14 protein-coding genes are annotated in these 16,886 nt (G+C 40.9%); 2 read left to right on the top strand and 12 right to left on the bottom strand.

Features of this window, described 5'->3' with window-relative positions:
* Positions 1-158: 158 nt before the first annotated feature.
* The 9 genes from eno to AKA01nite_RS06970 form a co-directional block, all read right to left on the bottom strand.
* Positions 159-1,466, bottom strand: coding sequence for a phosphopyruvate hydratase (eno, locus tag AKA01nite_RS07010; protein ID WP_146924609.1), 1,308 nt, complete (start codon positions 1,464-1,466; stop codon positions 159-161).
* A gap of 105 nt (positions 1,467-1,571) precedes the next feature.
* Entirely contained in the window at positions 1,572-3,104 is a 1,533-nt protein-coding gene (gpmI, locus tag AKA01nite_RS07005; protein WP_146924608.1) for a 2,3-bisphosphoglycerate-independent phosphoglycerate mutase, read from the bottom strand.
* A complete protein-coding gene (gene tpiA, locus AKA01nite_RS07000; protein ID WP_146924607.1) occupies positions 3,105-3,860 on the bottom strand; it encodes a triose-phosphate isomerase in 756 nt (251 codons plus the stop codon).
* A 106-nt stretch (positions 3,861-3,966) separates the two neighbouring features.
* Positions 3,967-5,154, bottom strand: a complete 1,188-nt coding sequence (locus AKA01nite_RS06995) for a phosphoglycerate kinase (RefSeq protein ID WP_146924606.1) — start codon at positions 5,152-5,154, stop codon at positions 3,967-3,969.
* 220 nt (positions 5,155-5,374) lie between these two features.
* Entirely contained in the window at positions 5,375-6,367 is a 993-nt protein-coding gene (gene gap / locus AKA01nite_RS06990) for a type I glyceraldehyde-3-phosphate dehydrogenase (RefSeq protein WP_091486593.1), read from the bottom strand.
* Between the two features lie 35 nt (positions 6,368-6,402).
* Complete coding sequence (locus AKA01nite_RS06985; RefSeq protein WP_146924605.1) at positions 6,403-7,437, bottom strand: sugar-binding transcriptional regulator; 1,035 nt, start codon at positions 7,435-7,437, stop codon at positions 6,403-6,405.
* A gap of 156 nt (positions 7,438-7,593) precedes the next feature.
* Complete coding sequence (locus tag AKA01nite_RS06980; protein ID WP_146924604.1) at positions 7,594-8,130, bottom strand: thioredoxin domain-containing protein; 537 nt, start codon at positions 8,128-8,130, stop codon at positions 7,594-7,596.
* A gap of 158 nt (positions 8,131-8,288) precedes the next feature.
* On the bottom strand, positions 8,289-8,885 hold the full coding sequence (clpP, locus tag AKA01nite_RS06975) for an ATP-dependent Clp endopeptidase proteolytic subunit ClpP (protein ID WP_146924603.1): 597 nt from the start codon (positions 8,883-8,885) through the stop codon (positions 8,289-8,291).
* Positions 8,886-9,016: 131 nt separating this feature from the next.
* Positions 9,017-10,432, bottom strand: coding sequence for a cryptochrome/photolyase family protein (locus AKA01nite_RS06970; protein WP_146924602.1), 1,416 nt, complete (start codon positions 10,430-10,432; stop codon positions 9,017-9,019).
* A 195-nt stretch (positions 10,433-10,627) separates the two neighbouring features.
* On the opposite strand from AKA01nite_RS06970, the gene AKA01nite_RS06965 reads away from it, so the two are divergent.
* Together AKA01nite_RS06965 and AKA01nite_RS06960 are read left to right on the top strand one after the other, a co-directional pair.
* A complete protein-coding gene (locus AKA01nite_RS06965) occupies positions 10,628-11,899 on the top strand; it encodes a BaiN/RdsA family NAD(P)/FAD-dependent oxidoreductase (RefSeq protein ID WP_146924601.1) in 1,272 nt (423 codons plus the stop codon).
* Between the two features lie 19 nt (positions 11,900-11,918).
* Positions 11,919-12,104, top strand: coding sequence for a PspC domain-containing protein (locus AKA01nite_RS06960; protein ID WP_146924600.1), 186 nt, complete (start codon positions 11,919-11,921; stop codon positions 12,102-12,104).
* Between the two features lie 110 nt (positions 12,105-12,214).
* On the opposite strand, the gene AKA01nite_RS06955 is transcribed toward AKA01nite_RS06960, so the two are convergent.
* The 3 genes from AKA01nite_RS06955 to AKA01nite_RS06945 all read right to left on the bottom strand — a co-directional run.
* Positions 12,215-12,940 carry a M48 family metallopeptidase gene (locus AKA01nite_RS06955; protein WP_146924599.1) on the bottom strand — a complete coding sequence of 242 codons (726 nt, stop codon included), beginning with the start codon at positions 12,938-12,940 and terminating at the stop codon, positions 12,215-12,217.
* A gap of 11 nt (positions 12,941-12,951) precedes the next feature.
* Entirely contained in the window at positions 12,952-16,056 is a 3,105-nt protein-coding gene (locus AKA01nite_RS06950; RefSeq protein WP_146924598.1) for a type I restriction endonuclease subunit R, read from the bottom strand.
* A 34-nt stretch (positions 16,057-16,090) separates the two neighbouring features.
* Positions 16,091-16,886: restriction endonuclease subunit S (locus AKA01nite_RS06945; protein WP_186805130.1), on the bottom strand; the 796-nt coding region annotated here is incomplete at its 5' end.

Raw genomic sequence — 16,886 nt, 5'->3', positions numbered from 1 at the left:
CTACTTCTCAATATAGCACATTTATTTTCGCTTTTCCAGTTATCAAAAAATTAATTTCTTGGATTCTAGAAAAAGTAAGCAGAGTAACTATAGTATTTAAAACGATAAAAGACACTGACAGAAATTTTCTATCAGTGTCTTTCTTTCAATATGAGTGATTATTTGTTAGGCAAGTTGTAGAAAGCTTGTAAACCTTCATATACTGCCAAGTCTCCTAATTGGTGTTCGATTCTTAGTAACTGGTTGTATTTAGCAATACGATCTGTACGGCTTAATGAACCTGTCTTGATTTGTCCGGCATTGGTTGCAACAGCAATATCAGAAATCGTTGAATCTTCTGTTTCACCAGAACGGTGAGATACAACTGCTGTGTATCCAGCTTTTTTAGCCATTTCGATGGCATTGAATGTTTCAGTCAATGTACCGATTTGGTTGACTTTGATCAAGATTGAGTTACTGTTTCCTTCTTTAATACCACGGTTCAGCATTTCAGTGTTTGTAACGAATAAGTCGTCACCTACTAATTGAACTTTGTCGCCTAGGCGATCAGTTAGTAGTTTGAAGCCGTCCCAGTCGTTTTCGTCCATCCCGTCTTCGATAGAGATGATTGGATACTTATTAACTAATTCTTCAAGGTAGTCAACTTGCTCTTTTGCGTTACGTTTAACGCCGTTTTCACCTTCAAATTTAGTGTAGTCATAGACACTGTTTTCTGCATCATAGAATTCAGAAGCAGCACAGTCAAATCCAAGATAAACATCTTTACCTGGTTCTAGTCCAACTTTTTTGATTGCTTCAAGGATTGTTTCTACGCCATCTTCAGTTCCTTTGAACTTAGGAGCGAATCCACCTTCGTCACCAACTGACGTTTCAAGTCCGCGGTCTTTCAAGATTGCTTTAAGTGCGTGGAAGATTTCAGCACCCCAGCGTAGAGCTTCTTTGAATGTTGGTGCGCCAACTGGCAAGATCATGAACTCTTGGAATGCGATAGGTGCATCTGAGTGTGATCCACCGTTAACGATGTTCATCATTGGTGTTGGCAATACTTTCGTGTTTGTTCCGCCAAGGTAACGGTATAATGGAAGATCAAGGTAGTCTGCAGCTGCACGTGCAACAGCGATAGATACGCCTAAGATTGCGTTTGCGCCTAATTTACCTTTGTTTGGTGTACCGTCCAAGTCGATCAAGGCTTTGTCGATACCCATTTGGTCGCGAACGTCCATACCGATGATAGCGTCAGCAATCGTGTTGTTCACGTTGTCAACGGCTTTAGTTACGCCTTTACCTAAATAACGGTCTTTGTCGCCGTCACGTAGTTCTACGGCTTCGTGTTCACCAGTAGAAGCGCCTGAAGGAACCATACCGCGCCCGAAAGCACCTGATTCTGTATAAACTTCAACTTCGATCGTTGGGTTACCACGTGAGTCTAAAACTTCGCGTGCAATTACGTCTGTAATAAATGGCATTGATAATTCTCTCCTTTGAGTTTTTGCTACTAATGTATCGTCAGTAACAATATAGTTTTATTTTAGTTATTCTTCTTTAGAAAGAATAATTTAAAATCAATCGTGTTAGTCTTTCTTGATCAAGCTTTCGCCTGTCATTTCTTCTGGTTTTTCAATACCCAGTAAGTCAAGCATTGTTGGTGCTACGTCAGCGAGTTTACCGTCACTGCGTAAAGTCACACCTTTTTTCGTAACGATGACTGGCACAGGCACTGTTGTGTGTGCTGTGTGCGGTTCGCCTTCTGGTGTCAATTCTGTATCAGCATTACCATGATCGGCAAAGATGATTGCGGATCCGCCTTTTTCATGAATGAGATCAACAAAACTACCAAGATTTTCGTCCACTGCTTCAATGGCTTTGATCGTCGGCTCAAGCATGCCTGAGTGTCCAACCATATCAGGGTTAGCATAGTTCAAGATGATCGCATCATGCTTGTCATCCCTGACATCTGCAAGCAGGGCATCTGTGACTTCGTATGCACTCATTTCAGGTTTCAAATCGTATGTTTCCACTTTAGGAGATGGAATAAGAATACGATTTTCTCCAGGGAACTCATCGTTCGTTCCACCATTCATAAAGAATGTCACATGTGGATATTTTTCTGTTTCAGCAATACGAAGCTGTGTTAAATCGTTATCGGCTAAAACCTGCCCTAATACATTTTTCAAAAAGACAGGTGGGAACATGACTTCTGCATCCATGTCAGCTGTATATTGAGTGAATGTCACAAACTTAATGTTTTCTGGTCTGTCGCCTCTGTCAAATCCGTCAAAATCATCTTCTGTTAGTGCACGAGACAACTCGATGGCACGGTCAGGACGGAAGTTAAAGAACAAGACAGCATCGTTATCTTTCACTGTTGCGACAGGTTTGCCATCTTTTTCAATAACAACAGGTTCGACGAACTCATCCATTTTTTCATTGGCATAACTGTCTTTCATCGCCTGGACTGGATCGTTTGCTTTATTCCCTTCGCCGTGGAATATAGCGTCATATGCCCGTTTTATACGTTGCCAGCGGTTATCTCTGTCCATTGCATAGAAACGTCCAGATATTGTGGCGATTTCTCCAACGCCAAGGTCTTTAACGATATCCTGCAATTCTTCGATGAAACGGACACCTGAATCAGGCGCTACGTCACGGCCGTCAGTAAAGGCGTGGATATAAACTTTATCTACTCCTTTATCTTTGGCAGCTTCAACTAAAGCAGTCAGATGACGCTGGTGACTGTGCACGCCGCCGTCTGATACAAGACCAAACAAATGCAGAGCAGAATCATTGTCGTTCACATGAGCGATCGCATTGTTCAATGCTTCATTGGATTTGAATTCATTGTCTTCGATCGCTTTGTCGATACGTGTGATGCTCTGATAAACCACGCGTCCGGCACCGATATTGGTATGACCGACTTCTGAGTTACCCATTTGACCTTCAGGCAATCCGACAGCTAAGCCGGAAGCCAGCATGGTGTTATGCGGGTATTCATTCCAGTAACGGTCGAAGTTCGGCTTGTTTGCTTGAGCTACGGCATTACCGTATTCTTCTTCACGCCATCCGAATCCGTCCAGAATGATGATTGCTACGGGTGCTTTACTCATTTATTCAGCCGCCTCCAGTAATTGTAAGAACGAGTCTGCTTCAAGGCTTGCTCCGCCGACTAAAGCGCCGTCGATGTCTGGCTGTGACATCAATTCTTTGATGTTTGCCGGTTTAACTGATCCGCCATATTGCATACGGACAGCATCAGCCACATCTTGAGAATATAATTTTGCAACTGTCTGACGAACAACTGAGATCGTGTTGTTGGCATCTTCAGCTGTTGCTGTTTTACCAGTACCGATCGCCCAGATAGGTTCGTAAGCGATGACTAGAGATTTCACTTGGTCTGCTGATAACCCTTCTAAAGCAGCTTTTACTTGTCCAGCTACTAAGTCGTTGGTTTGGCCAGCTTCTTTTTGTTCAAGTGTTTCTCCCACACAGATGATCGGCAGCATACCGTTTCTAAAGATAGCATGTGCTTTTTTGTTGACCATTTCATCTGTTTCGTGGAAGATTTCACGACGTTCAGAGTGTCCAATAATCACGTATTCGACACCTATGCCTGCGAGTGCTTTGGGACTGTTCTCTCCTGTAAAGGCACCTTCGTCTTCATAGAAGCTGTTTTGTGCTGCGATTTTTAATTCTGAATCTGAAGTCAAGTCAACTAAGCTTTGAAGATAGATACTTGGTGCACCGATAACAGCGTCGACTTTATCGTTAGAAGGAATTTTCCCTTTAACATCGTCGATAAACTGAGCGGCTTCCACGGAGGTTTTATTCATTTTCCAGTTTCCTGCAATAATAGGTTTACGCATTCTTTTATCCCTCTTTCGTAGTTTGTTCCCTTATTTTGTTGATAGTCAATTGACTGAGGATCCAGCTGTTCCGGATCCTCGGTACAATTGGCTTGTATTGCTTTTCTTATTTGTCAGAAATTGCTGCGATTCCTGGTAGTTCTTTACCTTCGAGGTATTCCAGTGATGCGCCGCCGCCTGTTGAGATATGGCTGAAGTCATCTTCGAAGCCTAACTGCTGGGCAGCTGTTGCTGAATCTCCGCCTCCGATGATGGTTGTTGCATCATCAAGTTTAGCTAAGATTTCGCATACTTGAGCTGTACCTTTAGCAAAGTTTTCCATTTCGAATACACCCATTGGTCCGTTCCAGACGACTGTTTTTGCGCCTTCTAATTCTTTCTCAAAGAGGTCAACAGTCTTAGGTCCGATATCAAGACCCATTTTCCCTTCTGGAATCTGATCGCCAACAACTTCAGTTGGTGCATCATTTGAGAATTCAGGAGCAACCACTGAATCGACGGGTAAAACAAGTTTGTCGCCGGCTTTTTCCATCAATTCCTTAGCCAAGTCAACTTTGTCTTCTTCTAGTAAAGAATTACCGATATCTTTTCCTAAAGCTTTGTAGAAGGTATACGTCATACCGCCACCGACAAGGACTTTGTCCGCTTTAGAGATCAGATTCTCGATAACGCCGATCTTATCTGAGACTTTTGCTCCACCTAAGATAGCAACGAAAGGACGTTTCGGTTCGTCAACTGCACCACCGATGAAGTTGATTTCTTTTTCAACTAAGAAACCAGCAGCTGATTCAACGTTTGAAGCGATCCCGACGTTTGAAGCGTGTGAACGGTGAGCTGTACCGAAGGCATCATTGACAAATACATCGCCAAGGCTTGCCCAGTACTTGCCTAATTCAGGGTCATTTTTGCTTTCTTTCTTACCGTCGACATCTTCGAAACGTGTGTTTTCAAACATCATGATTTCGCCGTCATTCAAGCTGTTTACAGCATTTTCAAGCTCTTCGCCGCGTGTTTCTGCCACGAATTTTACGTCTTTGCCTAGCAGTTCGCTTAAACGTTCAGACACAGGTTTCATTGACGAGCCTGCTTTATCTTCTTCCGTTTTCACCCGTCCCAGGTGAGAAAAGACGATCGCTTTTCCGCCTTGTTCCAGAACGTATTCCAAAGTTGGTAAAGCTGCCTGGATACGGTTGTCATTCGAGATCTTACCGTCTTTCATCGGTACGTTGAAGTCTGCACGGACCAGTACTTTTTTACCTTTAAGATCGAGGTCTTTAACAGTTTTCTTTGCCATTAGTCGAATCATTCCTTTCGAATTTGAACGTTACAAAATATAAAACTTTTAGATTTTCACAAAAAAAGGGGGAAGCGCGATCCCCTCTATTTGATTGAACATATCTGATCGACTGCTTGCGCATTAATCTTTCTGTTCTCTTAAATAGTAGAGTAGTAGCTCCCCCGCTTTATTTATTTCTGTTTGGTTGGTTGTTTTAGACGCCTATTTTCGCTGGTTATTATTTGTTAGCGAAGTATTCTAAAGTACGAACCATGTTACCAGTAAATCCGTATTCATTGTCATACCAAGCGACAGTCTTAACTAACTGACCATTTTTACCGTCTTGGATTTTAGTTTGAGTTGCATCGAAGATAGATCCAGCAGGTACACCGATGATGTCTGAAGATACGATTTCGTCTTCATTGTAAAGGTATGCGTCTGAAGAAGCTTTTTTCATTGCTTCGTTAACTTCGTCTACTGTTACTTCTTTGTTCAATACAGAATATAATTCAACCATTGAACCAGTGATTGTTGGAACACGTACAGCAGTACCGTCAACTTTACCGTCAACTGCAGGAATAACTTTACCTACGGCTTTAGCAGCACCAGTTGAAGCTGGGATTGCGTTTGCTGCACCGGCACGGCTCTTACGTCCGCCTGGTGAGTCTTGCAGGCTCTGAGTTGAAGTATAAGCGTGGATCGTGCTCATCAATCCGTGGTCTAGGCCAAATTCGTTGTTCAATACGTTGACCATTGGTGCTAAGCAGTTTGTTGTACATGAAGCAGCTGAAACGATTGTGTCGTCTGAACTGATTTCTTCATGGTTAACACCGAATACGATTGTTTTAAGATCGCCTTTAGCTGGAGCTGAGATAAGAACGCGTTTAGCTCCTGCATCCAAGTGAGCTTGAGAAGCTTCTTTAGATACGTAGAATCCTGTTGATTCAAGAACGATGTCGATACCTAAGTCGCCCCAAGGAAGGTTGCGTGCATCTTTTTCAGAATAAGCTTTGATTTCTTTACCTTTGATTACTAAAGAATCACCTTTAGCTTCTACATCGCCTTGGAAAGTACCTTGAGCTGTATCGTATTTGAATAGATAAGCTAAGTCTTCATTACTTGTCAAGTCGTTGACTGCAACGACTTCTAAATCTGATCCACTTTCTAAAATACGACGTAATGCTAAACGTCCAATACGTCCAAAACCATTAATTGCTACTTTTACTGACATAATCTAATTTCCTCCTTGGAAATAAAAAATATTTTTTATTTTAAAGGGTTTCCCCCGTTTAAAATCTCATTTGCAGCTGCTTCATCCGTCACTAACCATGTGTGCGGAGGAGCAGTTTTCATATGTGCTGCGATCGCTCGGGCTTTGTTTTTTCCACCGGCAACAGCAACGACATGCGGGATACTGGGTAACTTTGAGGACTGCAGGCCGATACGAGATAATTTATAAACGATCTCGCCTTCCTGATTGATGAACTCGCCAAATGCTTCCGCTACTGCTTCAGATTTTCGGAGTTCATTTAATGTTTCTTCGTTCATTCCTCTACGTTCTGCCATTTCCATGGCGTTACCTATACTGTACAAAACAACAGAAGCATTTTCAACTAATTCGAGTGACTCCTTGATCTCAGGTTCTTCAAGCAGCAGCGAATAGGTTTCGCTTCTGACATGTTCAGGTGCATACAAGGCGCGGCTTTTACCGCCTGTACGCTTAGCCATGTTTTCAGCAATGACATTGGCCTGAATATCTACCGATTCACCGAGTCCGCCTCTAGCCGGGACAAACATCAGATCACGGTTAAGACCGATCTGCTGTCCCATCGCTTCTGCGACTCTGACCATTGTCGTTCCACCCATGACGGCTATCGTACTCGCACCTTCAGGGAGCAGGAAATCAAGCACTTCCGTTGTGGCTCGCGCCATATCACTGGCACTCGACTGATCTGCATCAGTATTTCCGATCACGATCGTGCAATGGTGGATCCCAAGTTTGTTCGCCAGTTTCGCTTCTTTCTCCTGCGACTGAACATGCTGTCCCATGAGTTTGTCCAATTGATGAAACACTGTAATACCGGTCGGCGTACATTCCATCCCCTGAGATGAAGATTTGATCAGGCCCTGACTTCGCAGGACTTCCACTTCTTTTCTCAAGACCCGTTCAGTAAAGCCCAGCCGATTCGCTAATGCACGACGGCCAATGGGACCCACTTTCTGGATCTGATTCAAGATGTAATAGCGCTGTTTCAATATGTGCAGTGTTCCGGGTGCAACTTTTTCGATTACCGACAGCATACGTGCACGAACACCTTTCCCTGAATCACTTATTAAACTCGAACGTGATGTTCTTTCTTGTCTTGCATACATTCAAAGTATAACAGCAAGCGGGTCGGATTTCAACCCATCAAACTAAAATGACGGGACTTTTTCCGTCCTGTCCAACGTTGAAGTCTACGCCTTATAGGCTAGTTCCGTTTGGATCAGTTTATCAAGTTCCTCTTCGGAAATATTCTCATCAAAAATATGATCATTAAGGACGATCGTGGGTACTAAGGTAATATTGGCTTGTTCTGTTTCTTCTATTATACTCTCGGCATGTTCCCGGTCAGTCTGTTCTGTGGCATGTCTCTTTTCTTTTGCATACTCAGCGATAGCGTCTTCGGGCAGGCTCCCCCATTCGTCTAAATGAGCAAAGTAGTATGTGATATTTTCTTTAGCCTGTTCCGGGTTACTGTGGTCTAAAAAGCGATGAAGGACATTTCCTTTCTTCAAACCAGGTGTATCCTTATCAAAGTGTTTAACGATGCGCTGCACTTTGTTTTCTTTGACGTACTTATCTAATAGAGGAAGAGAATCTTCCCACCACTCTTTGGAATACGGGCACCTTAGATTGATAAATTCGACGATTTTCACAGGTGCTTTATCATCCCCAATAAGCAGACCTCCCTTTGTCGTCACGTTTTTACTGTTTATTGCTGATGTGTCCAATCCCTTAACGACCTCCTTTCACTAATTCTTCACTTTCTTAAGTATACTCCTGATAAAAATGGATGACCAGTCAAACGATTTGTAAAGACTTTCATAGGCTTACTTTTGGTGTATAAAAAAGACCTACTCAAAATGAGCAGGTCTTTTTTATACATCGATTATTTAGTTAAGTCTGCAGATGTATCCATGATCTCATCCACTAAGCCATATTCTTTCGCTTCATCGGCCGTCATGAAGAAGTCACGGTCTGTGTCGCGTTCGATAACGTCCATCGTCTGACCTGTACGTTCGACCAGGATCTTGTTCAAGCGGTCTCTGGTTCTCAGGATATGCTTGGCGGCGATTTCGATTTCCGTTGCCTGACCCTGCGCACCGCCTAATGGCTGGTGGATCATGATCTCAGAGTTCGGCAAGGCAAAACGTTTACCTTTCACACCGGCTGCAAGCAGGAAACTTCCCATAGAAGCAGCAAGTCCGATAGCGATCGTCTGAACGTCTGCTTTAATGAAGTTCATTGTATCAAAAATAGCCAGTCCTGCTGTGACACTTCCACCTGGAGAGTTGATGTAAAGGTAAATATCTTTCTCAGGATCTTGGGCATCCAGGAATAACAACTGGGCAATGACTGAGTTAGCCACTTGATCGTCGATCGGTCCACCAAGCATGATGATACGGTCTTTCAGTAAACGTGAGTAAATATCATAAGCACGCTCACCACGTGGGGATTGTTCAATAACTGTTGGTACTAAATTCATGTAACTTCCTCCTAATATATATGTCTAAATTAGTGTAGCATATTTAATCTTTTAAATGAATCTAAAACGATTATACACCTTTGGTCAGTATAGGTCAAATAACTAAGAGTCATTATTAAATGCTATCTTCATCACTCTTCCATTACTTTTTTACTTTTTTCAAACGCTTTTATGGCAAGTTTCCTTTTATTTTTGTGTGAAACAATGGGATTCGGATAATCTTTTCCAATAATCACATTGTATTCTTTTTGTTCTTTTTCGGTAAGCTTTTCAGGCTGGTGTATTTTTTTACCTTGAACATGGTTTAATTCCGGCACAAATTTTCTTATAAAGTCGCCTTTTTTATCGAATCTTTCTGATTGGGTCGTAGGATTAAAAATCCTGAAATATGGTACACCGTCTGTACCAGTTGACGCAGCCCATTGCCATCCACCGATATTGCTGGCCGAGTCATAATCGATCAGCTTCTCCTGAAAATATCGCTCGCCCCATCGCCAGTCGATAAGCAAGTCTTTCGTTAAAAAGGACGCAGTGATCATGCGCAGACGATTATGCATCCACCCTGTTCCATTGAGTTGGCGCATAGCCGCATCTACTATAGGAAAGCCTGTCTTACCTTCTTTCCAGGCTTTGAAATTTTCTTCGTTATTATCCCACTCTACTTTTGTAAAAGCTTTTTTGATTGCTACGTCTTTCTGATCAGGATGTGAGGCGTAAATCATATTGTAAAAGTCACGCCAGGCAAGTTCCTGGATGAAAGTTGATCGTCCTTTCGTCTGATTTGCATCCATTACTTTGTTGTAAACGGTCCGAATCGATAGTTCGCCTGTTCGTAAGTGTTTAGACAGACGACTGGTCGCATCTTTTAAAGGAAAATCTCTGGCTTCTTCGTACTGGGCTAGATCATTTTCAATAAATTCATCCAAACGCTCCTGTGCTTTATCTGTACCTAATTCTAGGTCGGGTAAAAGAGCAAGGTCATCTAATAACTCCTGAAATTTATTCATATCCTCCGGGAACAATTTATCTTTCAGACATGTTTTACTGCTGAAATCCGTTTCAATGATGCCTGGTTTAGGACGTTCTTTCCACTTGTTATAGTAAGGGGTGAATACCTTATAAGGCGTTCCTGCATTGGTTTTTATTTCCTGGGCCGAGTGAATATAATGGTCATGAAAACCATGGGCGGAGACATCGAGTTCCTGGAACATCTCCCCTGCTTTTTTATCTCGTTCCAAGCCAAAGCCGCTTTCGTCTCTATTGACATAAATATCGGACCAGTCAGGGACTTTTTCCTTTAATTTTTTGAACACTTCTTCTAATTCTCCGTAAACTATTTGCAGTGTGGCGCCTTCTTCCGCCACCTTCTTTCTAAATGTTTCCACACTATTGAAAAATGCAGACATATTGAGAGAATTTTCATCTAGAAACTGCGCTGGATTGACATGAAAAAGTAGAATCAGTTTATCCGATTCCAAAAGGGCCTGTTTGAGCGCCGTATTGTCTTCCAGTCTTAAATCCCTTCTAAACCACATAACAGCTACCATCATGTTCCTCCTCATACTTGCTTCTCTTTTTATTTTATCATACATTCGATTTTGTTATCCTATCATTCACTCCCTTTGCGTTTACATCACGGTATCATTGATTATATTTGTTTTTTCATTTTAAAACAGCTAGTCTAAGAACGCTAATTATGTTAAAGTAACTGAGACAAAAGCAACAGGAAAGAGGAAATACAAATGACACATTATGATGTCCTTGTAATTGGTGGCGGAACAAGTGGAATGATGGCTGCGATCTCTGCAGCTGAACATGGCGCTACTGTTGGACTGATCGAAAAAAACAAATTTGTTGGACGAAAACTTTTAGTGACAGGAAACGGACGCTGTAATGTCACGAACAATCGCGATAAAGAAGAAATCATTGCTCACATTCCTGGCAACGGACGCTTTTTGTACAGCGCCTTTTATCAATACGACAATTACGATATAATGAATTTTTTCCGTTCTCGAGGCATTGCCTTAAAGGAAGAAGATCATGGGCGCATGTTCCCAACGACGGATAAATCCCGGACCATTGTCAATGCTCTGAAACAGATCATAGAAGATTTGTCTATCGATTTATACACCAATGCACCTGTAGAGACCGTTTTATATGATGAAGAAAAAGTGACAGGTGTCAGACTCGAAGACGGACGAGAATTTCAGGCCACTTCCGTTATTTTATCCACTGGCGGGCGTGCCATGCCTAAAACAGGATCGACTGGTGATGGATACAAATGGGCTAAAAAAGCCGGTCACACGATCAAAGAGCTTTATCCCACCGAAGTCCCTTTAACTTCTGAAGAAACGTTTATCAAGGAACGTACGCTTCAAGGATTGTCTTTAAGAGATATCGACTTAAAAGTATTGAACAAGAAAAGAAAAAACGTGGTCACGCATCGCATGGATATGATCTTCACTCATTTGGGTATTTCAGGACCAGCTGTCTTGCGCTGTTCCATGTTTGCCCTTCAAACCATGAAACGCGACAAAACCGATGCGGCAACAATGGCGATCGATTCTCTACCCGATATGACTGCCGGCGAATTGAATCAGGCCTTCTCTCAATTAAAAAGATCTGAAGGTGATAAGAGCATCAAAAACGTCTTGAAACAATTCGGACCTGAACGCTATATCCTGTTTGGACTGGAGCGTCATTCTATTGACAGCGACAGAGCCTTCAAGACTTTAAATTCTAAAGAGATCGACCAGATCATTACTTTCTTGAAAGACTTCCAGTTTGATGTTCACGGTTCGCTCCCGATAGAAAAAGCGTTCGTTACAGGGGGCGGCGTAAATACGAAAGAAGTGAATCCCAAAACTCTGGAAAGCAAGAAGAAAAACAATCTGTATTTTACCGGAGAAATTCTGGACTATAATGGGTACACGGGCGGTTACAATATTACCGGTGCATTTATCACTGGCCGTGTGGCTGGAATGCATGCTGCGGAAACTTCCTTGAGTCAGTAATAGAAAGGATGTGTTTAGGGTGGAGCATAAGCTCAGAAAATCATCAAAGGATAAAGCATTACATGGCGTATGCGGCGGTATTGCAGAATTCTTTGGGATATCTTCTTTTGGAGTCAGACTGATTTTTATCTTTTTACCTGCCAACGTAATTGTTTACATTATTCTAGCGAATACAATGGCTGAAAGTGAAAGAACGCTTTATTGAGATTTTAAAAAGACCAAGTCGAGATGATCATCTCAACTTGGTCTTTTTTGATCGTAGTAAATTTAACATTTTCATCATAAATCTGGTAATCCATACACGTCTTGACTAATTTACAAATCCTTCACCACTTCTTTATCCAGTATCTCTTTTCTTTTTTTCCAGTCTGGCATCATAGAATACAACATGTCATAGAATTTAGGGCTATGGTCGTTGTATTTAAAGTGGATGAGTTCATGCAGGATGACGTACTCAATACAGGGTTTGGGTGCTTTGATCAAGTCCTGATTAAGATGAATCGTATTTTTATCTACCAAAGCTGACCCCCACCGCGTTTTCATCAACCGACTTTGTAATGCTGGTTTGTCCACATTATATTTTTCCATTTTTGGGTAGACTTTAGAGAATAAGTCATTAAAAATGATATCTGCCCGTTCTTTGTACCAGGCATCAACCAATTGTTTCTTTTTGTTTACGTCAGAGGCATCCTTAACATAGACATAAATAAAACCTCTAAAATATTTCACGCTTTCTTTGTCTTCAGTTTCCTGTACTCTCAAGCGATATTGTTTCCCAAGATACTTGTAAGACTCCCCACTGACGTATTCTCGCTCGCTTGTCCTTTCGGGTTCTACTTCTTCAAACTCTTTGATCTGGTTTAATATCCAAGGGGCTTTTTTTCTAATCAATCCCTGTATAAAACTTAGTGGGACAGAACTTTTCGCTGATACTTTTATTGTTCTGTCCGGTTTGATATTAACATTTACATTTTTAACGTTTTTTCGTTCAACTTCAAATTCAATTCTTTTGCTGTTGAAATCAATATGATGTGCACTCATTTTAACTCACCTTAATAGCGACGCATCGCAATCGTTTTTATTTGTTCGATCCACTTGTCAATGTCATCATATTTAATATCGATTCTTTTTTCTTTCAAGAAGTCAAAAATCATGTCGTCTAATTCTTGCTCGATGCGATTATGAACTTCAGGATTGTCATACCAATCTACCTTAGTGTTTTCTTTCACTACTGTATCTACTTCTACCGCCAAATCGGCAACACTATAAGAGGCGTCTGATTCATCAAGATCACCCATATCTTTAAAGATATCTTTTGTTGCACCGTAGAAAGCTTGAGCATGTGCATTCTTTTGTATTTTGGAAGGATAGTCGTCAACGGGTGCGCCTTCCTGATATTCTTTCTTCATTTCGTTCATTCGGTGCCAATACTCAGCCTCTGTGATGCGTTTTTCTTTGTATTCTTCCAAGGTTTTTTCAATACGTTTAGAAAACGACTCATAGTAAGTAGGATTCTCATCGTATTTAACATTGATACTCTTAGTCAATCGTGTGCGTATAGCATCTGCTTTAGCACGCTTGGATCCTAGACGGTTCATTTCCTCTTCAAATCGGTCGCGGTCTAAAATATCGACCGGATTTGTTATCTGCATCATATCTTCAGCCGCAATATATTGATCCATCAATTTCTGCATTTTTGCTTCATAACTTTTATGATCGATGGAATCACTATAACGCAGTTTCACACTTCGTCTTAAATCCTGGAAGAATTTCAAGTGGCGTTTATATTTCATGAGTTCTTCTTGACTTAAAGCCTCGTAAACCTTTTCAGATTCCAAAGCAATAGCCATATGACGACTGAACTGACTTAATGTATCGTAAAATAAGTCACGTTTAGCCTTATCTTCAAGTAAGACTTCATATTCTTCCCTATCTTCTTTATTTTTGATTTTTTTAAAGATGTCCCACAAATCAGAATAGTGTTGTCGGATTTTTCCGATAACAGTGACGACATCATAAAGAGCACCTTTAATATCATCTGGATCAAAGTTTTCTAAGCCGGAACCAGAATACATTTCCATTGCTTCATCCAGTTTTTCAAGAAGTCCACGGTAATCGATGATAATACCATAATCTTTTCCTTCATATAACCTATTCACTCGTGCGATGGCCTGGAGGAGGCTGTGCTCTTTCAGGACTTTGTCAATATATAGGATAGAGGCTCTCGGTGCATCAAAGCCGGTCAGTAACTTATCGACGACAATCAAAAGATCGATGTCATCTCCATTGACAAATTCATTTTTTATTCCATCTTCATAATTTTCGCCATCGCCGTATTTGTCCATCATTCGTTTCCAAAAATTCTGAATTTTATCTTTTGATTGTGAGTCCACCTCGTCGTGTCCTTCACGCTGATCTGGTGGCGAAATTACGACGGCTGCATTCAAGTCCCCATAATCTTCAAAAGCTTCCAGATAGCGAACCGCTTCGATTTTACTGTTCGTTGCCAGCATTGCCTTGAACTGCGAACCAGCTGTCTTGTAATTCCTGACGTAATGGTCATTAATATCCAAAGCAATCATTTGAATACGCTGATCACTCGAAGCAATACGCTCGAACTGACTCCATTTTTGCATCACTTCATTCTTTTGTTCTTCATTCAAATTGCGTGTGATCGTTTCTAGGCGGTGGTCGATTGCTTTTCTGTTTACAGACTGTTCTACCATTCTTCCCTCATACAAAAGTGGTAAGATCGCTTTGTCTTTAACACCATCTGAAATAGTGTACTGATGGATGAGTTTGCCGAATTTCACCATTGTATTTTTTTCTTTTTTCATCAAGGGAGTGCCTGTAAAACCGAGATAAGAAGCATTCGGAAATACTTTTTTCATCTTGATGTTCAACTCACCGTATTGAGTCCGGTGCGATTCATCTACTAGAACGAAAATATCTTTCGACTTGACGGGCTCTTGATTTCTTACTGCTGTGTCGAATTTATGGATGAGTGTCGTAACGACATCCGCATTGTTATCATTAATCAGTTCGACTAAATGCTTACCCGAGTTCGCTTTACTGGCTTTTAAACGCGAATGGTTAAAAGTCTGATGGATCTGTTTGTCGAGATCGATTCGGTCTGTAACGACAATCACCTTTGGATTATAGCTCCAAAGTTCTGTCAGAATGTATTTGGCCAGCATTACCATCGTTAAAGACTTCCCAGAGCCTTGGGTATGCCAAATGACACCTGATTGTCTATTGCCTTTTTCGTCTCTTTCTTCGACTGTGTCAATGATTTCTTTCACAGCAAAAAACTGCTGGTATCGTGCGATTTTCTTCTCGTTTTTGTCAAAGATGATAAAGTACTTGATCAAATCTAAAAAACGTGTGGGATGAAACAATGAAATGAGGTTGCGATCCTGTGTCGTTACTAACCTGTCTTTAACCACATGATTCAACGTTTTATCCAACCAAACGGTGTCTTCTTCTTTCCAGACCGACCAGAATTTCTTCGGCGTATTGACTGTCGCGTACTTTACTTCATTTTTATTGGAAGCCATAACGAGTTGAACGAATTTAAATAACTGTGGGATATATTCTTTCTTCTGATTACGGATCATCTGACTGACTGCTTGATCTGTCGATACTGAAGCCCGTTTGCATTCAATGACGCCTAAAGGAATCCCATTAATGAATACAAGAACATCCGGACGCGCTGTTCCCTCACCATTTTGTCTTTCGACCTCGAACTCTTGTGTCACATGATAGACGTTATTTTCAGGATTATCCCAGTCAATATACTGCATGGTGAATGACTTTTTAGAGCCATCATTTAAATGTTCCTCATAGCTGCGTCCAAGCATCAATGAATCATAGATTTTTTCGTTGGTCCTCACTAAGCCGTCTGTCAAATCTTCATCCAGATCACGAATCGCTTGTTCCACTGTCGATTGGCTGAATGCGTAGGTTTCATTTTTATATTCAAATTTATTTAGGTTCTTTAATTGGCGTTCAAGCACATCTAGGAGTAACACGTCATACTTACTTTTACGCTTTCCCTTAACTTCTTCTGGCGATAAGTAAGTGTAGCCCAGCTCAGTCAGCACTTGCAGTGCGGGTTCTTGACTGATTGCCAGCTCGTGACTTTTTGGTGTCTGCATTTCTTCACCTCCGTGTATGTAGTAAGAGGAAGGTTTACACCTTCACTCTTGTTTTTCCAGTTAATAGTTGTTGCATGAGACCTTTTTTTTGCTGTTTTAGCAAGTCCAATTCAATATTCTGGAGTTCAAGTTGTTTTTCAACTACATCCAAAATTTCCACTATTTTTTTCTGTTTTTTTAGACTAGGTAAATTTATAGAGAAATCTGTTAACATAGGCATTCTAAGTGAGTCAACAGTAGCTTTCGCTGAGAACTTTAAAGCATGTTTTAAAAAGAATTGATTTAAATAGTAATAAATATATTTTCCACTAACATCTCGTGAAAAATCACTTATCTTATAAACCCTTTGATGAAAGTCAAACTTTCCATTGATATAATGAAATATTTGACCAATCCTTCCATCACCTGGTATTAATATAGCTTCCCCGTTATAAGAGTACGTATTTATTTTTTCTATGTTCTCGGAACGAACAAAGAACGGGTACTCGCCATCTTTGCTTTTATCTTGGTTGTTTTTGTCACCCGTAGAGATACTACATTTATCCCCTAATTTCATGGTATAAGATTGTGGTTCAATCAATAAATTACGATCTGTCAGCAATTTCTGCATTAATCCTTTTTTCTGTTCTTTTTTCAAGTCGATTAGTTGCTGCTTTAATTCTATTGCTTTGTCCCAAGTAGTAATTATATTAGCAATTTTTTCTTGTTCAGCTAAAGTCGGAGTTGGAATTTTTATATTACCTATTATTTTTAAATTCAATCCGCCTCTTCCACCTGCGCCGGTAGAAAGATTACGTATCCTTTCATAATTGTAATCAAGAAAGTAATAA

Source organism: Alkalibacterium kapii, from assembly GCF_007988865.1.
Lineage (GTDB): Bacteria > Bacillota > Bacilli > Lactobacillales > Carnobacteriaceae_A > Alkalibacterium > Alkalibacterium kapii.
Note: the sequence above shows the minus strand (reverse complement) of the source record. Positions and strands in the feature narration are given on the sequence as shown.

Bases quoted from the DNA above. Each gene is read 5' to 3' on its own strand.
- AKA01nite_RS06950 (WP_146924598.1), bottom strand. From the start codon at position 16,056: ATGCAGACACCAAAAAGTCACGAGCTGGCAATCAGTCAAGAACCCGCA.
- gpmI (WP_146924608.1), bottom strand. From the start codon at position 3,104: ATGAGTAAAGCACCCGTAGCAATCATCATTCTGGACGGATTCGGATGG.
- AKA01nite_RS06955 (WP_146924599.1), bottom strand. From the start codon at position 12,940: ATGAGTGCACATCATATTGATTTCAACAGCAAAAGAATTGAATTTGAA.
- tpiA (WP_146924607.1), bottom strand. From the start codon at position 3,860: ATGCGTAAACCTATTATTGCAGGAAACTGGAAAATGAATAAAACCTCC.
- AKA01nite_RS06985 (WP_146924605.1), bottom strand. From the start codon at position 7,437: ATGCTGTCGGTAATCGAAAAAGTTGCACCCGGAACACTGCACATATTG.
- gap (WP_091486593.1), bottom strand. From the start codon at position 6,367: ATGTCAGTAAAAGTAGCAATTAATGGTTTTGGACGTATTGGACGTTTA.
- AKA01nite_RS06965 (WP_146924601.1), top strand. From the start codon at position 10,628: ATGACACATTATGATGTCCTTGTAATTGGTGGCGGAACAAGTGGAATG.
- eno (WP_146924609.1), bottom strand. From the start codon at position 1,466: ATGCCATTTATTACAGACGTAATTGCACGCGAAGTTTTAGACTCACGT.
- AKA01nite_RS06995 (WP_146924606.1), bottom strand. From the start codon at position 5,154: ATGGCAAAGAAAACTGTTAAAGACCTCGATCTTAAAGGTAAAAAAGTA.
- clpP (WP_146924603.1), bottom strand. From the start codon at position 8,885: ATGAATTTAGTACCAACAGTTATTGAACAATCCCCACGTGGTGAGCGT.
- AKA01nite_RS06970 (WP_146924602.1), bottom strand. From the start codon at position 10,432: ATGGTAGCTGTTATGTGGTTTAGAAGGGATTTAAGACTGGAAGACAAT.